Below are 23,352 nucleotides of genomic sequence, written 5' to 3'. Positions count from 1 at the left end.
GCACAAAATTCCTACAAACACTGTCAGTGTCATGGCCTTGTCATGCCACCCCGATAGTGTTGCTGCTATTTCAGGGACGTTCAGATGCCACACGCCGAGATTGCCATCGCCACAGCCCCCTCGTTGACCGCCGTGCTATTTGGCCTGAGTGGCTGCCTGGTGGATTTCGGTTCCCTGGCGCGTACCGACTCGCCCTGCCCCGGCTGCGTGGCTACACCCGGCGCCTTGAAAAGCCTGCGTAGCCTGAAAGAACAAGGCGTGCCCTGCGCCTGGCTGGATGAACTGCCCCCCTGCGTGACCACGCCCCTTTCCGCCAGCCTGCCGAGCTGGATCAAGGCCGCCTCGACCTCCTCCATCCGCTGGCCCGCGCCCCACGCCTGCTGGCAAGCCTTGATGGAGTTGAACATTGAGCGCCTGGAAGGCTGCGTGCTGGTCAGCGGCGAGCCGCGCCTGCTGCAATCGGGCTTGAATGCCGGGTTGTGGACTATCGGCCTGGCCTCCTGTGGCTCGCTCTGCGGCCTGTCACCCGAGCAATGGCAGGCACTGACCGCGCAGCAACGCGAATACAAACGCGGCAAGGCGACGGTAGCGCTCTATGGCCTGGGCGTGCACTCGGTGATCGACCACCTGGGCGAGTTGGGCAGTTGCCTGGCGGACATCAGCCTGCGCCGGCTCAAAGGCGAGAAGCCCTGATCAAGATCATGCACGGTTGGCCGCAGTGGATTAATCTAGAGGCCAGCCCGTAGACCTTTCACGGCGTGCCGTGGTCTATGCCAGTGACTATCGATAAAAGGAAAGAACGTCATGCCTGATCGCAAAAAGCTGGAAGAACAGGTCGAGATTCTGCGTGGGCAGTTGGAACAGGACCCGCCGCTGTCGGAAGAAAAACGTGAAGCGCTGGAAGCCCTGATTGCCAAGTTTGAATTACAACTCGAACTTGAACCGGCGACTCAGACGCCCAGTATTTCCGACGATGTGAATCAAGCGGCCATAGAGTTCGACGCTGAACACCCGGTCATTTCCGGGACATTGCGCAATATCATGATCACCCTGGGCAATATCGGGATCTAACCCGACCCTAAGCCAAATAAAGAACCAAAATGTGGGAGGAGGCTTGCTCCCGATAGCAGAAGTTCAGACATAGATGCTGTGACTGACACTCCGCTATCGGGAGCAAGCCCCCTCCCACATTTGCTTGTTTATGCAGGCTTACTGGCGCGCCAGGCGCACGTTCAGGAACTGGGTATTTTCAGTGCTGCGGTACGGATTGATATCCAACCCACCCCGACGCACATAGCGCGCATACACCGTCAACTTCTCCGGCTTGAGCAAGCGCTGCAGGTCGAGAAAGATGCGTTCCACGCACTGCTCATGAAAGTCCGAGTGCTGGCGAAAGCTGACGATATATTCCAGCAGGCTGGCGTGATCCAGCGCCGCGCCACGGTACTCCACCACCACACTGCCCCAATCGGGCTGGCTGGTCACCGGGCAGTTGGATTTGAGCAGATGGCTGTGCACGCTCTCCTCAACAACACGCGAGTCATCACAGCGCAGCAGCTCCGGGCGCGGGTGCTCATAGCTGCTGACATTGATATCCAGGCCGTCAATGCACGCACCCGGCAACGCCATCACACCTTCGGCCTCGATGTCGGCCAGGCTGCGGATGCGCACAGTCACCGGCTTGCCGGCTGCAAAGCTGAGGTCGGTGCGCAAGGTGGCTTCAAGGCTTTGCGTATCGGCAAACGCAGTCTGGTTCAGCGAGTTGAGGTACAACTTGAACGACTTGGACTCGATGATGTTCGGCGAGTCCGCCGGAATGCTGAACTCACCGATGGCCACCACCGGCTTGCCCGATGGCAGCAACCAGGACAATTCAAAGCAGTTCCAGAAATCCACGCCCTTGTACGGCAGGGTGTCGGCGCTCAGGCCCAGTTCGGCCCACTTGGCGGCACGCGGAATCGGGAACAGCAACGAAGGCGTATAGGTAGAGATGTATTCACTGGACTTGCCCAGCGGCGAATGTTCGGCTGCGGGATGCATGGCGGAAACCTGGCTAAATAAACCGCGCCAGTCTACCAGCCTTTGCCCCCGCCCTTAACAAACGCCTCACTCAACGGTCAGTTTGCCGACCATGCCCGCCTGATAATGGCCTGGAAGGTTGCAAGCGAACTCCAGGCCAGTGGCCTTGTTGAAGGTCCAGGTCAGTTCGGCCGTCTTGCCCGGCTCCACCAAGACACTGTTGGGATCGTCATGCTTCATGCCGCCCATATCACCGTGGCCCATGGCGCTGTGATCCATCTTGCCCATGCCGGTGGCGGTGAGCATGCCGCTGGCTTGCATCTGCAGCATCTCTTTCTGGTGGGCGGCATGCATTGCTGCGTCGCCCAAGTTGAATTCGTGAAGCAACCGGCCTTTGTTGACCAGCACGAAACGCACGGTTTCACCGGCCTTTACGTCCAGGGCCTTAGGCTCGAAGGCAATGTCCTGCAGGGTGACTTCCACGGTACGCGTGGCCTTGGCTGCCGGAGCCGGCTGGCCGAACGCGTAACCATGAGCCGCATCCGCCAGCGCATTGAAGCTCAGCGCCAATAAGCAGCCCGCCGTTAACAGGGATGTACGCAACGCCATTTCTCACGCTCCAAAAATAGGTGACCAGCTTGGGCCGCACTTTAAGATAGCCTCGCTGCCAGCCAGCTGACTGCTAGATTACAACTTTGTCAGCTTGCGCCCATACCCTTGCGCCCACGGTATAAAGGCCCGCGCTTACCCCTTGCCAAGAGCCCAACATGAAACTGCTGATCGTCGAAGACCAACCCAAAACCGGCCACTATCTGCGTCAAGGCTTGGCCGAGGCGGGCTTTACCACCGAACTGGTGGCCGACGGCACGACCGGCCAGCACCTGGCGCTGAGCGGGGATTATGACTTGTTGATCCTCGATGTGATGCTTCCGGGCCGCGACGGCTGGCAGATCCTGCAGGCGGTGCGCAGTGCCGGCCTGGACATGCCGGTGCTGTTCCTCACCGCTCGCGATGCGGTGGAGGACCGCGTACATGGCCTGGAACTGGGCGCCGACGACTACCTGGTCAAGCCCTTCGCCTTTTCCGAACTGCTGGCCCGGGTGCGCACTTTGTTACGCCGTGGCAGCAGCACACCGCAGGAAACCACCCTGCAACTGGCCGACCTGCGCCTGGACCTGATCCGTCGCCGCGTCGAGCGCGACGGCCAGCGCATCGACCTCACCGCCAAGGAGTTTGCCCTGCTGGAAATGCTGCTGCGTCGCCAGGGCGAGGTGCTGCCCAAGACGCTGATCGCGTCCCAGGTGTGGGACATGAATTTCGACAGCGACACCAACATTATCGAAGTGGCGATCCGCCGCCTGCGCCTGAAAGTCGACGATAACTTCCCCAACAAACTGATCCACACCGTGCGCGGCATGGGTTACGTGCTGGAGGAGCGCTTCACGTGATCAAGCGCCTGTCCCTGACCAGCCGCCTGGCGCTGCTGTTTGCCGCCTGCACCGCGGTGGTCTCGTTGATCGCCGGCGTACTGTTCAATCGCGCCAGCGAAGCGCACTTCGTCGAGCTGGACCAGCAACTGCTCGACAGCAAGCTGGTGGCCCTGCGCAGTGCCTTGCAGGGTGTCGACTCACGTGAAGCCTTCGCCCTGCGCGGCCCGCAATTGCGCGCCGAGCTGGATCACCAGCCCGACTTCACCGTGCGCATCACGGCGGCCGGCCAGCGCTGGGTGGACGGTGCGCCGAACCTCAATGTGCCCGCCGCCCCGGGCCTGCACAGCCTGCAAAACGCAGGCACCGACTACCGTGTGTACAACGCGCCGTTGACGCCCGGCCAACCCGGTTCGCCACAGCTGAGCCTGATACTCGACATCACCCACCACCAGCACTTCCTGGAGCATATGCAACGCTTGATCTGGCTGACCGTCGGCCTCTCCGCGCTGGCTACCGCCCTGCTCGGCGCCTGGGCTGCGCGCAGTGGGTTGCGACCGTTGCGGCGCATGGGCGAGGTGGCCGCCAGCGTATCCGCCCACTCGCTGACCCAACGCCTGCCCCAGGCGCAAATGCCGATGGAGCTGGCGGAACTGGCCCAGGCCTTCAATGCCATGCTGGGGCGCCTGGACGACGCGTTCCAGCGCCTGTCGGCGTTCTCCGCCGATATCGCCCACGAACTGCGTACCCCGCTTTCGAACCTACTGACCCAGACCCAGGTCATTCTCACCCAGCCACGCCCACTGGAGGATTACCGCGAGGCACTGCACAGCAACCTGGAGGAGTTGCAGTGGATGGCGCAACTGGTCAACGACATGCTGTACCTGGCCAAGGCCGACCACGGCTTGCTGACGCCCAACCGTGAAGCCCTGAATCTGGGCGATGAGGTCGACGCACTGTTGGAGTTTTTTACCCTGCTGGCAGAGGATGCGCAGGTCACGCTGGTACGCGAAGGCAGCGCCCATACGCTGGGCGATCGCGGCATGTTGCGCCGGGCCTTGTCGAACTTGCTGGATAACGCGCTGCGGTTTACCCCACCAGGCGGTGAAGTGCGGGTGCGCATAGAGAGTGGCGTGACACTGACAGTTGAGAACACCGGGGAAGGTATTCCTGCGCAGCTGTTGCCGCGGCTGTTTGACCGGTTCTACCGAGCCGACCCGTCAAGGCGGCCAGGCAGCAGTGAACATGCGGGGCTGGGGTTGGCGATTACCCAGTCGATTGTGCGGGCGCATGGGGGGAGGATTTATTGTGAGTCGCAGGCGGGCTGGACAAGGTTTGTGATTGAGTTGCCCAAGGGAGATTGATGCAAGCTGGGCCGGCCCTATCGGGGGCAAGCCCCCTCCCACATTTTGACCTCATTGTTCCTTTATAAACGCGGTCCAGTGTGGGAGGGGGCTTGCCCCCGATAGCGGTCTAAGACCTTACGAATATCTCAAGGCATGGGCCGGCTCAATCTTCGCCGCCCGATACGCCGGGTAAATCGTCGCCAAAAAGCTCAACACAAACCCCGCCGAGCAAATCAGCAACACATCCCCACCTTGCAGCTCCGAAGGCAGGTTGCTGACAAAATACACATCCGAACTAAAGATATGCTGCCCGCTCACCCGCTCCAGCCAACCTACCAGTTCGCTCACGTTCAGCGCTGCAATTACCCCCAGCACGCCGCCGATCAAGGTGCCGACCACGCCGATCACCGTGCCCTGCACCATGAAGATCGCCATGATCTGCCGAGGCGTGGCGCCGATGGTGCGCAGGATCGCGATGTCCGCGCCCTTGTCGTTCACCACCATGATCAACGTGGCGATGATGTTGAACGCAGCGACTGCGACGATCATCAGCAACAACAGACCGATCATGGTCTTTTCCATCTTCATCGCGCTGAACAGGCTGCCCTGGGTGTGGGTCCAGTCATCCGGCTTGTAAGCCGCGCCGAGGCTGGCAGCGATATCCGCCGAGACTTTGGGCGCTGCGTACAGGTCCTTCACCGCTAGGCGCACGCTTTGCACCTGGTTGGGCTGCCAATGCTGGATTTCTGCCGCGTCGGCCATGTGGATCAGGGCCATGGAGCCATCCAGCTCGGCGCCGACCTTGAAGATGCCCACCACGTTCAACCGCTGCATACGCGGGGTGATTCCACCCGGGGCGCTGCTGAGTTCCGGGACGATCAGGGTCAGCTTGTCGCCCACGTTCAGGCGAAAGCGCCGCGCGGTGATATCACCGACCACCACGCCGAACTCACCGGGTTTGAGGTCGTCCAGTTTGCCGCGCACGATGTGCTGGGTCACGATCGACACCTTGCCTTCCTGGGCCGGGTCGACGCCGCTGATCTCGATCGGCTGCATGGCGCCCTTGTAGGAGAACATGCCGTCCATCTGTGTGAACGGTACCGCAGCTGTAACTTGCGGATTCTTCATCGCGGCAGCCGCCACCGGTTGCCAGTCATCAATCGGCTTTACGCCGACGATGGTGGCGTGGGGCACCATGCCGAGGATGCGCGAGCTCATTTCGCGCTGGAAGCCGTTCATCACAGACAGCACCACGATCATGGCCAATACGCCCAGGGCGAGGCCGATCATCGAGGTCATCGAGATAAACGAGACAAAACGGTTACGGCGCTTGGCGCGGGTATAGCGCGTGCCGATGAAAATGGATAACGGTCTGAACATTCGCGTACACCGCCTGAAAAAATGAAAAAGCCCGACGCCAGGCGCCAGGCTTGAAACAGGTCAGATGGCGACCAGGTGACCTTCCTGCAGGTGCAACACGCGGTCCATCTGCCGGGCCATGCTCATGTCATGGGTCACCACCAGGAACGCGGTGCGCATCTGGGTGCTCAGCTCCAGCATCAAGTCCTTGATGCCCTGGGCGGTGTGGGAGTCGAGGTTGCCGGTCGGCTCGTCGAGCATCACCAGGCCAGGGTTGTTCACCAGGGCGCGGGCAATCGCCACACGCTGGCGCTCACCGCCGGACAGTTCGGCCGGCTTGTGCTCCAGGCGATGGCCGAGGCCGACGCGTTCCAGCAAGGCGGTGGCACGTTGGCGCGCCTCCGGGATCGCGGTCTTGCCGATCAACAGCGGCATGCACACGTTTTCCAGGGCGGTGAATTCCGGCAGCAGGTGGTGGAACTGGTACACAAAGCCCAGCGAGCGGTTACGCAGTTGGCCTCGAGCCTTTTCATTCAACGCCGACAGTTCTTCGCCGGCCAGCCATACGCTGCCCTGGGACGGCGTATCGAGGCCGCCCAACAGGTTCAGCAAGGTGCTTTTGCCGGAGCCGGAACTGCCGACGATCGCCACGCGCTCGCCCGGATGCAGCTCCAGTTGCAGGTTCGACAGCACGACCACCGATTCCGGGCCTTCCTCGTAGGATTTGCCCAGGTTGCGGCAGCTCAGGATTGCTTTTTCACTCATGCCCGATTCACTCATAACGTAATGCCTGTGCTGGCTGGGTACGTGCCGCGCGCCAGGCTGGATACAGGGTGGCAAGGAAGCTCAGGACCAACGCGGCGCCGCCCACCATCAGCACGTCCTGGGTTTGCACCTGGGACGGCAAGTAGTCGATGAAGTAGACGTCAGCGTTGAGAAACTTGTGGCCGATCACTTTTTCAAGCAAGGCGATGGCGGCGCTGACGTTCAGCGCGGCCAGAATGCCCACCGCGGTACCGATCAGGGTGCCGACCACGCCAATCACGGTGCCCTGCACCATGAAGATCGCCATGATCTGCCCCGGCGTGGCGCCCAGGGTACGCAGGATGGCGATATCGCCCTTCTTGTCGTTGACTACCATCACCAGCGTGGAAATGATGTTGAACGCAGCCACGGCGACGATCAGCAGCAACAGCAGGCCGATCATGGCTTTCTCCATGCGGATGGCCTGGTAGAGGTTGCCGTGGGTACGGGTCCAGTCGCGGGCGTAATACTCGGATTCACCCAAGTGCTGGGCGATTTCCCAGGCGCCGCGCGGGGCGTCGAACAGGTCGTTGAACTTCAGCCGCAGGCCCTGCACCTGGTCCGGCTGCCAGCGATGCAGGCGGGCCAGGTCGGTAAGGTTGGTCAGGCCGATGTAACCGTCGATCTCGCCGGCGCCGACGTGGAAGGTACCCACCACGGTAAAGCGCTTCATGCGCGGGAACATGCCGGCCGGGGTCACGGTGACTTCCGGAGCGACGAAGGTCAGCTTGTCGCCAACGCCCACACCGAGCTTGGCCGCGGCCTTGTCACCGATAACGATGCCGAAACTGCCAGGGGCCAGGTCGTCGAGCTTACCTTGCTGCATGAACTTGTCGATGATCGAGACGTTGCGCTCCTGGGCCGGGTCGATGGCATTGAGCAGGATCTTCTGCACCTTGCCGTCGTTGGTTAGCAACCCCTGCATCTGGGTAAACGGCGCGACCGCCACCACCTTGGGGTTCTGCTTGACCTTGGCGGCCAGGCTTTGCCAGTCGTTGATGGGCGCATCGCCCTCAATGGTCGCGTGGGGCACCATGCCCAGCACGCGGGTACGCATCTCATGATCGAAGCCGTTCATCACCGACAGCACCACGATCATCACGACCACGCCCAGGGCGAGACCGATCATCGAGGTCAAGGAAATGAACGACACAAAATGATTGCGACGCTTTGCACGGGTATAACGCGTGCCGATAAATACGAAGAGAGGTCTGAACATGTCGGGGCTTGTTCGGAGGAAAAGAAGACGTCCCGGTGGCGGGGTCTGGTAAGCAGCTTTACACTCAGACCATTACCGTTACCTGGGGTTCGCCATGTCGACATTAGATGAAGAAGAGCGCCGCGAATACTACCGTATCGACGACATGATCGCACTTCAAATCAGCACATTGTCTGGCCCCGACGCGGCGAGCAAGGAAGTGTTGCTGGATGATTCGCCGCTGTTCAATCTGCTCAGCGAACTGCACCTGAGCGAATTCGAAGCCCAGCACCTGCTGCGTCAGATCAGCGAGAAAGATCGCAGCCTGGCGGCCTTCCTCAAAGTGCAAAACAAGCGTTTGGATCTGCTCAGCCAAGTCATGGCCCGCGGCCTGCTGGCTGAAGTGGGCGCGCCGCAACCGGTGATTCTTTCCGAAGGCGGCATCGACTTCCGGCACCCTACCCCGCTGGCCCCCGATACCCATCTGGCAGTCAAGCTGGTGCTGATGCCCCAAGCGCTCGGCCTGTTACTGCGCGCACGGGTAACCCATTGCGATCCCCAGGGCGAGGGCTTTGATGTGGGCACGGAATTCGAATCCATGACCGATGCCCAACGCCAACTGCTGGCGCGCTACATCCTGCAAAAGCAGGCGCAGGAACGCCGTCTGGCGCGAGAGCAAAGCGACGACCTCTGAATACCTATTCATTCCGCCAGCGATCCTGGCGCAAAGGAGCAACTGTGACCCTGATCTACGGCCATCGCGGTGCCAAAGGCGAAGCACCGGAAAATACCCTGACCAGTTTTCAGGAATGCCTCAAGCACGGCGTACGTCGTTGCGAACTGGACCTGCACCTGTCCATGGACGGCGAGCTGATGGTCATCCATGACCCGACCCTCAAGCGCACCGCCGACCGGCGCGGCAAGGTCGTCGAGTACTCGGCGGCTGATCTGGTGAAGATGGACGCGCGCAAAGGCGGCCCGGGTTGGGTCAGCCCGTGCCCGATCCCACGCCTGGAGGAGCTGTTCGAAAAGTGCGACTTCGATCACTGGCAACTGGAAGTCAAAAGCGCTTCACGCACTCGCGCTGCGACCACCGTGCTGGCGATCCGTGAGATGGCCGTACGCTTTGGCCTGATGGACAAGGTCACCGTGACGTCAAGCTCACGGGAGGTGTTGAAAGCCGCAGTAGAACTCACCCCGGACCTGTCACGCGGGCTGGTGGCCGAGTACGCCTGGCTCGACCCGTTGAAGGTCGCGCAGAACTACGGCTGTGAGTACCTGGCATTGAACTGGACGTTATGCACCCCTGAGCGGCTGGAGAAAGCCCAGCGCCAGGGTTTGCATGTATCCGTGTGGACGGTCAACGAACCTGCGCTGATGCGCAGGCTCGCCGACTTCGGCGTAGATAGCCTGATTACAGACTTTCCCGGTTTGGCCACTGCCACTCTCGGGAATTACTGAAATCGGTCTCCCCGGCCGGCTCAGGCCACCGGCCGGAGCCGCTCAAAAAAGCCGGTTGAGGCCGTCGTAGGCAGCTACCCGATAGGCTTCGGCCATGGTCGGGTAGTTGAAGGTGGTGTTGACGAAATACTTGAGGGTATTTTGCTCACCCGGCTGGTTCATGATCGCCTGGCCAATGTGCACGATCTCCGACGCCTGGTAGCCAAAGCAATGCACGCCGAGTACTTCCAGGGTCTCGCGGTGGAACAGGATTTTCAGCATGCCTTGCGGCTCACCGGCAATCTGCGCACGCGCCATGCTCTTGAAGAACGCCTTGCCCACTTCGTAAGGCACCTTGGCCTTGGTCAGTTCGTGCTCGTTCTTGCCGATGGAGCTGATCTCGGGAATCGTGTAGATCCCGGTCGGCACATCATTCACGTAGCGCCAGCTGCCATTGTCGACGATGCTGCCGGCGGCCGAACGGCCCTGGTCATGGGCGGCACTGGCCAGGCTTGGCCAGCCGATCACGTCACCGGCACCGTAGATATTGGTTACGCAGGTGCGGTAGTTCTCGTCCACCTCGATCTGGCCACGGCTGTTGACCTTGACCCCAATATTTTCCATACCCAGCTTGTCGGTGTTGCCGGTACGGCCATTGCACCACAGCAAGGCGTCGGCCTTGATCTTCTTGCCGGACTTGAGGTGCAGGATCACACCGTTGTCCAGGCCTTCGACCCGCTCGTACTCTTCGTTGTGGCGCACGGTGATGTTGTTGTTGCTGAAGTGGTAGCTCAACGCCTGGGAAATTTCCGAGTCGAGGAAGCTCAGTAACTGGTCACGGTTGTCCACCAGCTCCACCAGTACACCCAGGCCGCTGAAGATCGAGGCGTATTCGCAGCCGATCACGCCGGCGCCATAGATGATCAGTTTGCGCGGGGTGTGGCCCAGGCTGAGGATGGTGTCGCTATCGTAGATACGCGGGTGGTGGAAATCGATGTCCGCCGGGCGATACGGGCGCGAACCGGTGGCGATGATGATGTGCTTGGCCACCAGCTTCTCGACCACGCCATTGGCGCAGACCACTTCGACGGTTTGCTCGTCGGCGAAGCTGCCGGTGCCGAAGAACAAGTCGACGCGGTTACGGGCGTAGTAGCCGGTACGCGAAGCGACTTGCTTGGAGATGACTTTTTCGGCGCTTTTCAACACGTCCGGGAACGAGAACCAGCGCGGCTCGCCAATGGCCCGGAACATCGGGTTGGTGTTGAACTGCATGATCTGGCGCACGGAGTGACGCAACGCCTTGGACGGGATGGTACCCAGGTGGGTGCAGTTACCGCCGACCTGACGACGGCTATCGACCATCGCCACCTTGCGCCCTGCTTTGGCAGCGTTCATCGCCGCACCTTCTCCAGCCGGGCCGGAACCCAGTACCACCACGTCGTAGTTGTAGACAGCCATGCGTACTCCTCAGAACAGGCCAGGCGTACGGTTGGACGCCGGGCTAAATCATGCCGCGGCCAGCGGTCATGAAGGACAATTTGGCTCAAGTGTGTGAACCGGGGCACAGTCTATAGAAGGCCGAGCGCCGCGAACATTAACCCTTGGTCGCGTCGTAGGCCAGTGTTGCCATACTACAGGACGCAAATCAGCGCCGAATTGAGGGTGAGCCTTATGCGACAACTATTTTTTTGTTTAATGCTGATAGTGTCGCTCACGACGCACGCCAACGATGCGAAGCGGCTCAAGCAGGCAAGCTTCCCCGCACAGGTCGAGGGGCTGGCCCTGAAAAACCAGGCGGTGTTCAACTATCTTTGGGCGGATGTGTATGCGGCGGCGCTGTATGCACCGACTGACCTCGCTGCAAAGCAAGCCTGGGAGCAACAGAAGGCTGTGCGCCTGGCGTTGTATTACTTTCGCGACATTGACCGCGATGATGTAATCAAGGCGGCCACGGTAACCCTGGAACGCCAGCAAGCCAATGCTCGATTAAAGCCGCAGTTGGATCAGTTGCACGCCAGCTTTCGCAACGTCCGCAGGGGTGATCGTTATGCCCTGGATTTTCGTCCGGGCCGTGGGTTGAAGCTGGAGATCAATGAGCAGGTGGTGTTCAGCAGTCGTGATGAGGAACTGGCGCGGGCCTACCTGGGCATCTGGCTGGCGCCCAAAGGGCTGTCTGATGAGTTGCGCGACAAGTTGCTGAATTGATGTGTCGGCTGTAGCACCGCCATCGGGGGCAAGCCCCCTCCCACAGTTGACCGAGGCCACCCTGAAGGAATACGACCCAATGTGGGAGGGGGCTTGCCCCCGATGAGGCCCTCCAGGCGACACAAAATCCACAGCCATAAAAAAGCCCCGAACCAGTCGGGGCTTTCTCATTCAGCCCAAAGGCTTAGCGCGGGAACGCAGGCGGGTTGACCCCAGCCATGTCTTCCATCACGCGAACCACCTGGCAGCTGTAGCCAAACTCGTTGTCGTACCACACGTACAGCACAACACGGTTGTCCTGGGTGATGGTCGCTTCAGCGTCCACCACACCGGCGTGGCGCGAGCCAACGAAGTCGGTGGAGACCACTTCCTGCGAGTTGACGAAGTCGATCTGCTTGTGCAGGTCGGAGTGCAGCGCCATGTAGCGCAGGTACTCGTTCATCTCTTCGCGGGTGGCGGCTTTCTCAAGGTTGAGGTTGAGAATGGCCATCGACACGTTCGGCGTCGGTACACGGATCGCGTTACCGGTCAGCTTGCCGGCCAGCTCAGGCAGGGCCTTGGCAGCAGCGGTGGCAGCACCGGTCTCGGTGATCACCATGTTCAACGCGGCGCTACGACCACGGCGATCGCCCTTGTGGAAGTTGTCGATCAGGTTCTGGTCGTTGGTGTACGAGTGAACGGTTTCAACGTGGCCGTTAACGATACCGAACTTGTCATTCACAGCCTTGAGCACCGGCACGATGGCGTTGGTGGTGCAGGAAGCGGCGGACACGATCTTGTCGTCAGCGGTGATTTCAGCGTGGTTGATGCCGTGCACGATGTTCTTGAGCTTGCCTTTGCCAGGCGCGGTCAACACGACACGGTCGATACCCGGGCAAGCCAGGTGCTGGCCCAGGCCCTCGGCATCACGCCATACGCCGGTGTTGTCCACCAGCAGGGCGTCCTGGATGCCGTACTGGGTGTAATCCACCTCGGTCGGGTTCTTCGCGTAGATCACCTGGATCAGGTTACCGTTGGCGGTAATGGTGTTGTTTTCTTCGTCAATGGTGATGGTGCCGTTGAACGAGCCGTGTACCGAATCGCGACGCAGCAGGCTGGCGCGCTTGGTCAGGTCGTTCTCGGCGCCTTTGCGCACCACGATGGCACGCAGGCGCAGGCCGTCGCCGCCACCGGTTTTCTCGATCAGGATGCGCGCCAGCAGGCGGCCGATACGGCCGAAGCCGTACAGCACCACGTCGGTGCCTTTGCGGGCGGCAGCGTTTTGCTGGCCAACCACATCGGCCATTTCTTCACGCACGAACTGCTCGGCACTGCGGCCGGCGCCTTCCTTGCGGAATTTGTAGGCCAACTTGCCCAGGTCTACCGAGGCCGCGCCGAGCTTGAGCTCGCTCATGGCTTTAAGCAGTGGGAATGTTTCGTGGACGGAGAGTTCGCTGTCGTCGGCGGAGCGATGGCGCGCAAAGCGGTGAGCTTTGAGAATCGCGATGACAGACTGGTTGATCAGGCTGCGGCCATAGATCGAGCTCACCACATTGTTATTGCGGTACAGCTGGCCGATAAGCGGAATCATCGCTTCTGCGAGTGCTTCACGGTCGATCCATTCACCAAGACACTGGTCGGGCTTCTGAGTCACGGGAACCTTCCACATGTAGGGGCAGAAAAAAGGGGCTACATTATGTCGCCCGACTGGCCGTTGAGCAATGCGCGAGGGGCAACAAAAAGCCCTTGCAAAAAAATACCTCCGCGCTACAGCCCAGTAAATACGCGGGTTCCAGAAGGCCACTAGTCCAGCGCCATCGCCGACTTGTCCGTAACCCTCCTAAACATTCACGCATTTTGGCACTACATATTGAGTCAAAACCGGTCATTGTTTGTCTTAGCCACTACATTTCCTACAAACCGTAATAGGCACAGTCAGCAACTGACAGGCGGCACCTGGGGCCGTTACAATTACCGACTTTGTCGCAACGCTTGGAGCTCAACCTTCCGTGCCCGTTCTGCGTCTACCGCTTCTCCCTGCCGCGGCAGGTAAACAGCACTGGGGCAACCTGCCCGGTGCCGCCCTGAGCCTGGCCATTGCCGAGGCTGCCAGCGCAGCCAAGCGCTTTACCCTGCTGCTTACCGCCGACAGCCAAAGTGCCGAACGGCTGGAGCAGGAGCTGAGCTTCTTCGCCCCGGATTTGCCGGTGCTGCATTTTCCCGACTGGGAAACCCTGCCTTACGACCTGTTCTCGCCGCACCAGGACATCATCTCCCAGCGCATCGCCAGCCTGTACCGCTTGCCGGAACTGGCCCACGGCGTGCTGGTGGTGCCGATCACCACGGCGCTGCACCGCCTGGCGCCGACCAAGTTCCTGCTCGGCAGCAGCCTGGTGCTGGATATCGGCCAGAAGCTCGACGTAGAACAGATGCGCACGCGCCTGGAAGCCAGCGGCTACCGCTGCGTCGACACGGTGTACGAGCACGGTGAGTTCGCAGTGCGCGGCGCCCTGATCGACCTGTTCCCGATGGGCAGCAAGTTGCCGTATCGCATCGACCTGTTCGATGACGAAATCGAGACCTTGCGCACCTTTGATCCGGAAAACCAGCGCTCCATCGACAAGGTCGACTCGATCAAGCTGCTGCCGGCGCGGGAGTTCCCGCTGCAAAAAGACGCGGTCACCCGTTTCAAGGCGCGCTTTCGTGAGCGCTTTGACGTGGATTTCCGTCGCTGCCCAATCTTCCAGGACTTAAGCAGCGGGATTACCCCAGCGGGTATCGAGTACTACCTGCCATTGTTCTTCGACGAAACCTCCACCCTCTTCGACTACCTGCCCCAGGACACCCAGGTGTTCTCGCTGCCAGGCATCGAGCAGGCGGCGGAAAACTTCTGGAACGACGTGCGCAACCGCTATGAAGAGCGCCGCGTCGATCCGTCCCGGCCTTTATTGCCGCCCGCCGAATTGTTCCTTCCCGTAGAAGACTGCTTCGCCCGCTTGAAAAACTGGCCGCGCGTGGTCGCCAGCCAACAAGATGTAGACGCCGGCAGTGGTCGGGAACGCTTCCCCGCGGGAACCCTGCCCGACCTGGCGATCCAGGCCAAAGCCACGCAACCGTTGGAAGCGCTGTCCAACTTCCTCGGTGACTTCCCTGGCCGCGTGCTGTTTACCGCCGAGTCCGCCGGGCGCCGCGAAGTGCTGCTGGAGCTGTTGGAACGCTTGAAACTGCGGCCCAAGACCGTCGACAGCTGGCCGGATTTTGTAAATAGCAAAGAGCGCCTGGCGATCACCATCGCCCCCTTGGACGAAGGCTTGTTGCTGGACGACCCGGCCCTCGCCCTGATCGCCGAGAGCCCGCTGTTCGGCCAGCGCGTGATGCAGCGCCGTCGCCGGGAAAAACGCGCAGACGCCAACAATGATGCAGTGATCAAGAACCTCACCGAACTGCGCGAAGGCGCCCCGGTGGTGCACATCGACCACGGTGTCGGCCGCTACCTGGGCTTGCAGACACTGGAGATCGACAACCAGGCCGCCGAATTCCTCACCATGGAATACGCCGAGGGCGCCAAGCTCTACGTGCCGGTGGCCAGCCTGCACCTGATCGCCCGTTACACCGGTAGCGACGACGCTTTGGCACCGTTGCATCGCCTGGGCTCCGAGACCTGGCAGAAAGCCAAGCGCAAGGCCGCCGAACAGGTTCGCGACGTCGCCGCCGAACTGCTCGACATCTATGCGCGCCGTGCCGCCCGCGAAGGCTACGCGTTCGCCGACCCGAAAGCCGACTACGCCACCTTCAGCGCCGGCTTCGCTTTCGAAGAAACCCCAGACCAGCAAACCACCATCGAGGCGGTGCGCGCCGACATGCTCGCGCCCAAGCCGATGGACCGCCTGGTGTGTGGCGACGTGGGCTTCGGCAAAACCGAAGTGGCCATGCGCGCGGCCTTTATTGCGGTACACGGCGGTCGCCAGGTGGCGATCCTGGTGCCGACCACCCTGCTCGCCCAGCAGCACTACAACAGCTTCCGCGACCGCTTTGCCGACTGGCCAGTGACCGTGGAGGTGATGAGCCGCTTCAAGTCCGCCAAGGAAGTGAATGCCGCCGTTGCCGACCTGGCCGAGGGCAAGATCGATATCGTCATCGGCACCCACAAACTGCTGTCGGACGATGTGAAGATCAAGAACCTGGGCCTGGTGATCATCGACGAAGAGCACCGCTTTGGTGTGCGCCAGAAAGAACAGCTCAAGGCCCTGCGCAGCGAAGTCGACATCCTTACCCTCACCGCTACGCCGATTCCGCGCACGCTGAACATGGCCGTTTCAGGTATGCGCGACCTGTCGATCATCGCTACACCACCCGCACGCCGCCTGTCAGTGCGCACCTTCGTGATGGAGCAGAACAAGAGCACGGTCAAGGAAGCACTGCTGCGTGAACTGCTGCGCGGCGGCCAGGTGTATTACCTGCATAACGATGTGAAGACCATCGAGAAATGCGCCGCCGACCTCGCCGAACTGGTGCCGGAAGCCCGTATCGCCATTGGCCACGGGCAGATGCGCGAGCGCGAACTCGAACAGGTAATGAGCGACTTCTACCACAAGCGCTTCAACGTGCTGATCGCCTCGACCATCATCGAGACCGGCATCGACGTGCCCAGCGCCAACACCATCATCATCGAGCGCGCCGACAAGTTCGGCCTGGCGCAGCTGCACCAACTGCGCGGCCGCGTCGGGCGCAGTCACCACCAGGCCTACGCCTATCTGCTCACGCCGCCACGCCAACAGATCACTTCCGATGCGGAAAAACGCCTGGAAGCGATCGCCAACACCCAGGACCTCGGCGCCGGTTTTGTGCTGGCCACCAACGACCTGGAAATCCGTGGCGCCGGCGAACTGCTGGGCGATGGCCAGAGCGGGCAGATCCAGGCGGTCGGCTTCACCCTGTATATGGAGATGCTCGAACGCGCAGTGAAAGCCATCCGCAAGGGCGAGCAACCGAATCTCGATCAACCCCTGGGCGGCGGCCCGGAGATCAACCTGCGCTTGCCGGCATTGATTCCCGAAGACTACCTGCCGGATGTGCATGCGCGGCTGATCCTCTACAAGCGCATCGCCTCGGCCACCGACGAAGAGGGCCTCAAGGACCTGCAAGTAGAGATGATCGACCGCTTCGGCCTGCTGCCCGAACCGACCAAGAACCTGGTGCGCCTGACCCTGCTCAAGTTGCAGGCCGAGCAGTTGGGGATCAAGAAGGTCGACGCCGGGCCGCAAGGTGGGCGTATCGAATTCGAAGCGCAGACGCCGGTCGACCCGTTGGTGCTGATCAAGCTGATCCAGGGCCAGCCCAACCGCTACAAGTTCGAAGGGGCTACGCTGTTCAAGTTCATGGTGCCGATGGAACGTGCCGAAGAACGCTTCAATACCCTGGAGGCGCTGTTTGAGCGCCTCATCCCGAAATCCGCTTGAAGGACGCCGCCATGCGCTTGTTCCGCATTCTGAGCCTGTTGTTGGTGGTACTCGCGCCTTCGGCATTTGCCGACAGCCCGTACCAGGTGGAAATGATCCTGGTGCGCCAGAATGCCGAGCCGGTGATCAACAGCCGCGCCGCGCCGGAAAACTGGGATGAAGGTGCACCGCGCCTGGGCGAGCGGCTGAGCCCGCCGCGCCTGGGCAACATCGTCGAAAAATTGCGCGCCGATTCCAACTACACCGTGCTCGCGCACAAGGCCTGGGAACAGAACCTGGGCGAGCAGCCGGTGAGGATCGCGATCACCGACGGCCAGGAGCAATTCGGCCAGTTCCCTATCGAAGGCGTGCTGAGCCTGCAACTGGGTCGTTTCACCGACATCGATGCCGACTTCTGGATCAACCAGTTCGACGGCAACGGCAGCGTGATCGCCAGTGAACACCTGGCGCAGAAAGACGTACGCACCAAGAACAACCAGCTTAATTACCTGGACGGCGGCCACCTGGCGTTGCTGATCAAGATCACCTCGCTGACCGCCAAGCCGCCCAGCGCACCGCCGCCCGACATGCAGGACTGATCCAGCGCCATGCCCCTCACTTCGCCTCTGACCAAACCCCTGGCCCCTTCGTGGGCCAATCGCTTCAAAGAGCAGAGCCTGGAGCGCGGGCGGCGTTACGCACTGGAAAATCGCGTGCGTATCGTCGAGTGCGGTGACAGCACCATTACCGCCAGTTGCGAAGGCTCCGGCGGTAACGTCTATCGGCAAACCATCTCGTTGCGTGAGTCGGCCAAGGGCCTGCTGATCCTGGTGGATAGCCGCTGTACCTGCCCGGTGCACACCAACTGCAAACACATCGCGGCGGTGCTGCTCAAGGTCCAGGAAACCCTGGCCTACCCGGCGGCGACCCAGGATGCGCAACTGCTGGAAAAACTCCAGGCCGTGCTGGATAACCGCGTGGTCCTGCCGCAGGTGGTCATGGAGGATGTGCGGCCCGTGCCACGCCTGTGGCTGGCGAGCGTCGAGTTCAGCGCGTTCGAACCGCGCAACGGCAAGATGCAGCGCTATATCCAGCACCGTGCGGCACTGTCGTTCAACTACCTGGGCAATTACGTCAGCGGGCAAAAGAACGCCGATATCATCGTGCGCCAGGACACCCAGAGCCTGCGCATCAAGCGCCATCCCGAGCAGGAACAAGCCTGTCGCGAACAGCTGCGTCTGCTGGGTTTCAAGATCGCTACGCGCCAAAGCAAGGCCTTGCCTGAAAGCGCCGGCGAGCTGTTCGAGATGGTCAATGACAGCGCCTGGCTGAACTTCACGCTCAACTCATCGCCCACGCTGCGGGCCGAGGGCTGGGAGCTGCAAATCGATGAAGACTTCGGTTTCGACCTGAGCCCGGTGGACGACTGGTACGCCAGCGTCGATGAAGCGCCGGAGCGTGACTGGTTCGACCTGGAGTTGGGCATCATCGTCAATGGCGAGCGGTTGAGCCTGCTGCCGATCCTGTTGAACCTGATGCGCTCCCACACCGAGATCCTCAACCCGGAAAAACTCGCAAGGCGCCGCGATGATGAACTGATCCTGGTGAATATCCCCGGGCTGCCCAACGGCCACGGCCCGCTGCAAGTGGCGCTGCCCTACGGGCGCTTGAAGCCGGTGCTGGCGACTCTCGGCGAGTTCTACCTGCAAGAAACCGGTACCACGACGTTGCGCCTGGCCAAGGCCGACGCGATTCGGCTCAATCCACTGGAAGACCTGCCGTTGCAATGGGAGGGTGGCGAGAAGATTCGCAACTTCGCCCAACGTCTGCGGGACATCAAGGACTTCACCTGCGTGGCGCCCGAGGGCCTGAACGCAACCTTGCGCCCCTATCAACTGGAAGGCTTGAGCTGGATGCAGTCACTGCGCCAGCTGGAAGTGGGCGGGATTCTCGCGGACGACATGGGCCTGGGCAAAACCCTGCAAACCCTGGCGCATATTCTCACCGAGAAAATCGCCGGGCGCCTTGATCGGCCCTGCATGGTCGTGATGCCCACCAGCCTGATTCCGAACTGGCTCGACGAAGCTGCGCACTTCACCCCGCAACTGCGGGTGCAGGCGCTGTACGGCGCAGGGCGCAAGAAACACTTCGCCAACCTGCACGACTACGACCTGCTGCTGACCACCTATGCCCTGCTGCCCAAGGACATCGACACGCTCGCCGCCCTGCCCTTGCATGTATTGATCCTGGATGAAGCGCAGTACATCAAGAACCCGTCCAGCAAGGCCGCCCAGGCCGCACGCGAGCTGAATGCCCGCCAGCGCCTGTGCCTGAGCGGCACGCCATTGGAAAACCACTTGGGCGAGCTGTGGTCGCTGTTCCACTTCCTGTTGCCGGGTTGGCTGGGCGATGTGAAGAGCTTCAACCGTGATTACCGCGTGCCGATTGAAAAGCGTGCCAGCGAGGTGCGATTGCAGCACCTCAACGGTCGGATCAAACCCTTCCTGCTACGCCGCACCAAGGAACAAGTGGCAACCGAACTGCCACCCAAGACCGAAATTATCCACTGGGTCGACCTCAACGAGGCCCAGCGCGACGTGTACGAAACCATGCGCCTGGCCATGGATAAAAAGGTCCGCGACGAGATCACCCGCAAGGGCGTGGCCCGCAGCCAGATCATCATCCTTGAAGCGCTGCTCAAACTGCGCCAGGTGTGCTGCGACCTGCGCCTGGTCAACGACGCCACTCTGCCCGCCCGTGGCAGCAGCTCGGGCAAGCTCGACAGCCTGATGGACATGCTCGACGAGCTGTTTGCCGAAGGTCGCAGGATTCTGCTGTTCTCGCAGTTCACTTCGATGCTGAGCCTGATCGAAATCGAACTGAAAAAACGCGGGATTGCCTACGCACTGCTGACCGGCCAGACCCGTGACCGACGTACACCGGTGAAGGATTTCCAGAGCGGCAAGTTGCAGATCTTTTTGATCAGCTTGAAGGCCGGTGGCGTGGGTTTGAACCTGACCGAAGCCGACACGGTGATTCACTACGACCCGTGGTGGAACCCGGCCACGGAAAACCAGGCCACCGACCGCGCGTATCGCATCGGGCAGGAAAAACCGGTGTTCGTGTACAAGATGATTGCCCGAGGCACGGTGGAGGAGAAAATCCAGCACCTGCAGAAGGAGAAATCCGACTTGGCGGCGGGCGTGCTGGATGGGCGGACCACGGGGGATTGGCAGTTGGGTAATGAGGATATCGAGGCGCTCTTCGCACCACTGCCTAATAAGCAAGAGAAGCGCTGACTGTTAGATCGCTATCGCAGGCAAGCCAGCTCCCACACTTGAATGTATTCACAAATCAAAATGTGGGAGCTGGCTTGCCTGCGATGGCCGCGCTTCGGTTTTCAGCCGATCAACTGCGCATCGCGCAACGCAGTAAGCGCTGTCAGCCAACGCGGGTCCTGCTTATAGTCCGCTGAGGCAACCGCCTGCCCACGCATACGCGCTATCCGCGCCGATGGCGTGACCTTCATCCGCTGTGCTGCACTCAGCGCCAACTCGGCCGCCGCACGGTCATTGCACACCAAGCCCATGTCACAACCAGCGGTCAACGCCGCTTCGATACGGCTGGCCGCATCACCGACCACGTGGGCGCCCGCCATGGACAGGTCATCGCTGAAGATCACCCCGTCGAACTGCAACTCACCGCGCAGGATGTCCTGCAACCAGCGACGCGAAAAACCAGCAGGCTGGGCATCAACCTGCGGGTAAATGACGTGCGCCGGCATCACGGCGGCCAATTGCTTACTCAGACGTGCGAAAGGCACCAGGTCGTTGGCGCGAATCTGTTCCAGGCTGCGCTCGTCATTGGGAATGGCGACATGGGAATCGGCCTCGGCCCAACCGTGGCCAGGGAAGTGCTTGCCGGTGGCAGCCATACCGGCGCTGTTCATGCCGCGAATAAAGGCACCGGCCAGTACGGCGGCGCGCTCGGGGTCGCCTTCGAAGGAGCGAGTGCCGACCACGGCGCTGCGTTGGTAATCCAGGTCCAGCACTGGGGCGAAACTCAGGTCGAGACCCACGGCCAGTACTTCGGTGGCCATGATCCAGCCGCACTGTTCTGCCAGGTATTCAGCGTTGGGGTTATCGGCCAGCGCGCGCATGGCTGGCAGGCGCACAAAGCCCTGGCGCAGGCGCTGTACGCGCCCGCCTTCCTGGTCGACCGCCAGCAGCAGGTCCGGGCGCACCGCACGGATCGCCGCACTCAGCTCGCGAACCTGGCGTGGATGCTCGATATTGCGCGCAAAAATAATCAGACCGCCCACTTCCGGTTGGCGCAACAGGTGACGATCCTCGGCCGTCAGCCAGGTACCGGCAACGTCGACCATCAAAGAACCTTGCAGGGCAGCAGTCATAAACCTTCCTTAAATAACGCACACAACCCGTCGGGCTGACCAGGCACGGTCAGCACGACGGGTTGCGGATAAATAGCTGAAATCGGCATGGCGGCTAGCTTAGCGGATGCTAGCGGCCACGCACACCCAGGGGCGATCAAACCTTGGCAGCGACCGGTGCAGTTTTGCTGCGTGGGCGCAATTGGGCGGCAGCCATGGTCGAGTCGGTGACGCCGGTCTCGGCGCGCATACCCGCAGCGAGGAACGGCACCATCAGGCGCATCACCTGTTCGATCGAGGTGTTCACGCCGAAATCGGTCTCGGCTATCGCTCGCAACGCCTTGATCCCGGACATGCTGAACGCCGCAGCGCCGAGCATGAAATGCACGCGCCAGAACAGTTCGATAGGCGGAATACGTGGGGCCGCCTCGTTGACCAGCAACATATAGCGGCGGAATACTTTGCCGTACATGTCTTCCAGGTAACGACGCAGGTGGCCTTGGCTCTGGCTGAACGCCAGGCCCAGCAGGCGCATGAAGATCGACAGGTCATTACCACTGCGAGGTTGCACGACCAACGCCTGCTCTACAAGAATTTCCAGCAGCTCTTCCAGGCTTGGCTTGTGATCAGCCTTGGCCTGGCGGCGCTCCAACTCACGGTCGAGGCTGGCACAGAATGGCCCCAGGAAGCGGGAAAACACCGCTTGGATCAGGGCTTTTTTCGAGCCGAAATGATAGTTCACGGCAGCGAGGTTGACCCCAGCCTTGCTGGTGATCAGCCGCAATGAGGTTTCAGCAAATCCTTTTTCCGCGAACAATTGCTCGGCAGCATCGAGAATGCGTTCAACGGTTTCCGACTGGGCCATGGCTACTCCGCCTGACAAACACTTGTTTGAAACATACGTTTCAGAGTGTGTCTTGTCAAGCCTGCGGGTTCGCTTTCCGGCCGGGCAGTCACCCCTTTCATCGCTATTTAATCACATCCCTTTCGCCGTGTAGGCAACACCCTATCTACGTTGTAGGAAGGGTGACGCATGACCGTCCAGCGGAGTCGCGCAAAAGGATGATTGCCAAGCGCAGTTCACTGTATATAATCCCAGTCACTGTATAAAAAGACAGAGCGATCAACATGCTAAAACTGACGCCACGCCAAGCCGAGATTCTGGCCTTCATCAAGCGCTGCCTCGATGACAACGGTTACCCGCCTACCCGTGCGGAGATTGCCCTGGAACTGGGGTTCAAGTCCCCGAATGCCGCGGAAGAACACCTCAAGGCGCTCGCTCGCAAAGGCGCGATCGAGATGACTCCAGGGGCTTCACGCGGTATCCGCATCCCTGGCTTTGAAGCCAAGGCCGACGAATCGACACTACCGATCATCGGCCGCGTCGCTGCCGGTGCGCCGATCCTGGCGCAGCAGCACGTCGAGGAATCCTGCAACATCAACCCGACCTTCTTCCATCCTCGCGCCGACTATCTGTTGCGTGTGCACGGCATGAGCATGAAAGACGTAGGCATCTTCGATGGCGACCTGCTCGCAGTGCATACCACCCGTGAAGCCCGCAATGGCCAGATCGTCGTCGCCCGTATCGGTGATGAGGTCACGGTCAAACGCTTCAAGCGTGAAGGCAGCAAGGTCTGGCTACTGGCCGAGAACCCTGAGTTCGCCCCGATTGAAGTCAACCTGAAAGATCAGGACCTGGTGATCGAAGGCTTGAGTGTCGGCGTCATTCGCCGCTAAAGGAGGCATC

Annotated in this window: 20 protein-coding genes; 11 read left to right on the top strand and 9 right to left on the bottom strand. The window is 61.0% G+C overall.

Features of this window, described 5'->3' with window-relative positions:
* Positions 1-84: 84 nt before the first annotated feature.
* A complete protein-coding gene (locus E3O56_RS10590; RefSeq protein ID WP_248128188.1) occupies positions 85-693 on the top strand; it encodes an HAD family phosphatase in 609 nt (202 codons plus the stop codon).
* Between the two features lie 111 nt (positions 694-804).
* Positions 805-1,071 (top strand): DUF4404 family protein, encoded by a 267-nt coding sequence (locus E3O56_RS10585; protein ID WP_103733543.1) that lies wholly within the window; start codon positions 805-807, stop codon positions 1,069-1,071.
* A gap of 138 nt (positions 1,072-1,209) precedes the next feature.
* On the opposite strand, the gene queF is transcribed toward E3O56_RS10585, so the two are convergent.
* Together queF and E3O56_RS10575 are read right to left on the bottom strand one after the other, a co-directional pair.
* Entirely contained in the window at positions 1,210-2,040 is an 831-nt protein-coding gene (queF, locus tag E3O56_RS10580) for an NADPH-dependent 7-cyano-7-deazaguanine reductase QueF (protein ID WP_194440312.1), read from the bottom strand.
* Between the two features lie 66 nt (positions 2,041-2,106).
* Positions 2,107-2,628: a cupredoxin family protein gene (locus E3O56_RS10575; RefSeq protein WP_248128187.1), complete on the bottom strand. Its 522-nt coding sequence runs from the start codon at positions 2,626-2,628 to the stop codon at positions 2,107-2,109.
* A gap of 158 nt (positions 2,629-2,786) precedes the next feature.
* Here E3O56_RS10575 and E3O56_RS10570 point away from each other — a divergent pair, with 158 nt between their 5' ends.
* Positions 2,787-3,467 (top strand): heavy metal response regulator transcription factor, encoded by a 681-nt coding sequence (locus E3O56_RS10570; protein WP_005786195.1) that lies wholly within the window; start codon positions 2,787-2,789, stop codon positions 3,465-3,467.
* Complete coding sequence (locus E3O56_RS10565; RefSeq protein ID WP_248128186.1) at positions 3,464-4,810, top strand: heavy metal sensor histidine kinase; 1,347 nt, start codon at positions 3,464-3,466, stop codon at positions 4,808-4,810. The genes E3O56_RS10570 and E3O56_RS10565 overlap by 4 nt, the downstream gene beginning before the upstream one ends.
* A gap of 117 nt (positions 4,811-4,927) precedes the next feature.
* On the opposite strand, the gene E3O56_RS10560 is transcribed toward E3O56_RS10565, so the two are convergent.
* From E3O56_RS10560 to E3O56_RS10550, 3 genes are read right to left on the bottom strand one after another with little or no spacing between them, the layout of a single operon-like run.
* Positions 4,928-6,172 (bottom strand): lipoprotein-releasing ABC transporter permease subunit, encoded by a 1,245-nt coding sequence (locus tag E3O56_RS10560; protein WP_005786190.1) that lies wholly within the window; start codon positions 6,170-6,172, stop codon positions 4,928-4,930.
* Positions 6,173-6,232: 60 nt separating this feature from the next.
* A complete protein-coding gene (lolD, locus tag E3O56_RS10555) occupies positions 6,233-6,916 on the bottom strand; it encodes a lipoprotein-releasing ABC transporter ATP-binding protein LolD (RefSeq protein WP_019818240.1) in 684 nt (227 codons plus the stop codon).
* A 7-nt stretch (positions 6,917-6,923) separates the two neighbouring features.
* A complete protein-coding gene (locus tag E3O56_RS10550; RefSeq protein ID WP_032877209.1) occupies positions 6,924-8,174 on the bottom strand; it encodes a lipoprotein-releasing ABC transporter permease subunit in 1,251 nt (416 codons plus the stop codon).
* Positions 8,175-8,268: 94 nt separating this feature from the next.
* Here E3O56_RS10550 and E3O56_RS10545 point away from each other — a divergent pair, with 94 nt between their 5' ends.
* Together E3O56_RS10545 and E3O56_RS10540 are read left to right on the top strand one after the other, a co-directional pair.
* Complete coding sequence (locus E3O56_RS10545) at positions 8,269-8,847, top strand: PilZ domain-containing protein (protein WP_078820629.1); 579 nt, start codon at positions 8,269-8,271, stop codon at positions 8,845-8,847.
* A 44-nt stretch (positions 8,848-8,891) separates the two neighbouring features.
* A complete protein-coding gene (locus tag E3O56_RS10540) occupies positions 8,892-9,614 on the top strand; it encodes a glycerophosphodiester phosphodiesterase family protein (protein WP_003172585.1) in 723 nt (240 codons plus the stop codon).
* Positions 9,615-9,656: 42 nt separating this feature from the next.
* Here E3O56_RS10540 and sthA read toward each other — a convergent pair whose 3' ends face one another.
* On the bottom strand, positions 9,657-11,051 hold the full coding sequence (sthA, locus tag E3O56_RS10535; protein ID WP_005786183.1) for a Si-specific NAD(P)(+) transhydrogenase: 1,395 nt from the start codon (positions 11,049-11,051) through the stop codon (positions 9,657-9,659).
* Positions 11,052-11,264: 213 nt separating this feature from the next.
* Between sthA and E3O56_RS10530 the strand changes: the two genes are divergently transcribed.
* A complete protein-coding gene (locus E3O56_RS10530) occupies positions 11,265-11,798 on the top strand; it encodes a chalcone isomerase family protein (protein WP_248128185.1) in 534 nt (177 codons plus the stop codon).
* Between the two features lie 184 nt (positions 11,799-11,982).
* Here E3O56_RS10530 and E3O56_RS10525 read toward each other — a convergent pair whose 3' ends face one another.
* Positions 11,983-13,446 carry a glyceraldehyde-3-phosphate dehydrogenase gene (locus tag E3O56_RS10525; protein ID WP_032803369.1) on the bottom strand — a complete coding sequence of 488 codons (1,464 nt, stop codon included), beginning with the start codon at positions 13,444-13,446 and terminating at the stop codon, positions 11,983-11,985.
* A 340-nt stretch (positions 13,447-13,786) separates the two neighbouring features.
* Here E3O56_RS10525 and mfd point away from each other — a divergent pair, with 340 nt between their 5' ends.
* The 3 genes from mfd to E3O56_RS10510 are packed head-to-tail and all read left to right on the top strand — an operon-like array spanning position 13,787 to position 20,514.
* A complete protein-coding gene (gene mfd, locus E3O56_RS10520; protein WP_148852349.1) occupies positions 13,787-17,236 on the top strand; it encodes a transcription-repair coupling factor in 3,450 nt (1,149 codons plus the stop codon).
* 11 nt (positions 17,237-17,247) lie between these two features.
* Positions 17,248-17,814, top strand: coding sequence for a CsiV family protein (locus E3O56_RS10515; RefSeq protein WP_248128184.1), 567 nt, complete (start codon positions 17,248-17,250; stop codon positions 17,812-17,814).
* Between the two features lie 9 nt (positions 17,815-17,823).
* Entirely contained in the window at positions 17,824-20,514 is a 2,691-nt protein-coding gene (locus E3O56_RS10510) for a DEAD/DEAH box helicase (protein WP_248128183.1), read from the top strand.
* A 101-nt stretch (positions 20,515-20,615) separates the two neighbouring features.
* On the opposite strand, the gene nagZ is transcribed toward E3O56_RS10510, so the two are convergent.
* Positions 20,616-21,626, bottom strand: a complete 1,011-nt coding sequence (gene nagZ / locus E3O56_RS10505; RefSeq protein WP_248128182.1) for a beta-N-acetylhexosaminidase — start codon at positions 21,624-21,626, stop codon at positions 20,616-20,618.
* 136 nt (positions 21,627-21,762) lie between these two features.
* Complete coding sequence (locus tag E3O56_RS10500) at positions 21,763-22,470, bottom strand: TetR/AcrR family transcriptional regulator (protein ID WP_005786171.1); 708 nt, start codon at positions 22,468-22,470, stop codon at positions 21,763-21,765.
* 263 nt (positions 22,471-22,733) lie between these two features.
* On the opposite strand from E3O56_RS10500, the gene lexA reads away from it, so the two are divergent.
* On the top strand, positions 22,734-23,342 hold the full coding sequence (lexA, locus tag E3O56_RS10495; RefSeq protein WP_003172575.1) for a transcriptional repressor LexA: 609 nt from the start codon (positions 22,734-22,736) through the stop codon (positions 23,340-23,342).
* Positions 23,343-23,352: the final 10 nt, after the last annotated feature.

The organism is Pseudomonas sp. W2Aug9, from assembly GCF_023127755.1.
GTDB lineage: Bacteria > Pseudomonadota > Gammaproteobacteria > Pseudomonadales > Pseudomonadaceae > Aquipseudomonas > Aquipseudomonas synxantha_A.
This window is presented reverse-complemented; position numbering and strand designations above follow the sequence as displayed.

Excerpts from the sequence above, each read along its gene's own strand:
- E3O56_RS10515 (WP_248128184.1), top strand. The coding sequence starts at position 17,248 with ATGCGCTTGTTCCGCATTCTGAGCCTGTTGTTGGTGGTACTCGCGCCT.
- E3O56_RS10545 (WP_078820629.1), top strand. The coding sequence starts at position 8,269 with ATGTCGACATTAGATGAAGAAGAGCGCCGCGAATACTACCGTATCGAC.
- E3O56_RS10530 (WP_248128185.1), top strand. The coding sequence starts at position 11,265 with ATGCGACAACTATTTTTTTGTTTAATGCTGATAGTGTCGCTCACGACG.
- E3O56_RS10570 (WP_005786195.1), top strand. The coding sequence starts at position 2,787 with ATGAAACTGCTGATCGTCGAAGACCAACCCAAAACCGGCCACTATCTG.
- E3O56_RS10590 (WP_248128188.1), top strand. The coding sequence starts at position 85 with ATGCCACACGCCGAGATTGCCATCGCCACAGCCCCCTCGTTGACCGCC.
- queF (WP_194440312.1), bottom strand. The coding sequence starts at position 2,040 with ATGCATCCCGCAGCCGAACATTCGCCGCTGGGCAAGTCCAGTGAATAC.
- E3O56_RS10510 (WP_248128183.1), top strand. The coding sequence starts at position 17,824 with ATGCCCCTCACTTCGCCTCTGACCAAACCCCTGGCCCCTTCGTGGGCC.
- E3O56_RS10585 (WP_103733543.1), top strand. The coding sequence starts at position 805 with ATGCCTGATCGCAAAAAGCTGGAAGAACAGGTCGAGATTCTGCGTGGG.
- lolD (WP_019818240.1), bottom strand. The coding sequence starts at position 6,916 with ATGAGTGAAAAAGCAATCCTGAGCTGCCGCAACCTGGGCAAATCCTAC.
- E3O56_RS10550 (WP_032877209.1), bottom strand. The coding sequence starts at position 8,174 with ATGTTCAGACCTCTCTTCGTATTTATCGGCACGCGTTATACCCGTGCA.
- lexA (WP_003172575.1), top strand. The coding sequence starts at position 22,734 with ATGCTAAAACTGACGCCACGCCAAGCCGAGATTCTGGCCTTCATCAAG.
- E3O56_RS10525 (WP_032803369.1), bottom strand. The coding sequence starts at position 13,446 with ATGTGGAAGGTTCCCGTGACTCAGAAGCCCGACCAGTGTCTTGGTGAA.
- nagZ (WP_248128182.1), bottom strand. The coding sequence starts at position 21,626 with ATGACTGCTGCCCTGCAAGGTTCTTTGATGGTCGACGTTGCCGGTACC.
- E3O56_RS10500 (WP_005786171.1), bottom strand. The coding sequence starts at position 22,470 with ATGGCCCAGTCGGAAACCGTTGAACGCATTCTCGATGCTGCCGAGCAA.
- E3O56_RS10560 (WP_005786190.1), bottom strand. The coding sequence starts at position 6,172 with ATGTTCAGACCGTTATCCATTTTCATCGGCACGCGCTATACCCGCGCC.
- sthA (WP_005786183.1), bottom strand. The coding sequence starts at position 11,051 with ATGGCTGTCTACAACTACGACGTGGTGGTACTGGGTTCCGGCCCGGCT.
- E3O56_RS10575 (WP_248128187.1), bottom strand. The coding sequence starts at position 2,628 with ATGGCGTTGCGTACATCCCTGTTAACGGCGGGCTGCTTATTGGCGCTG.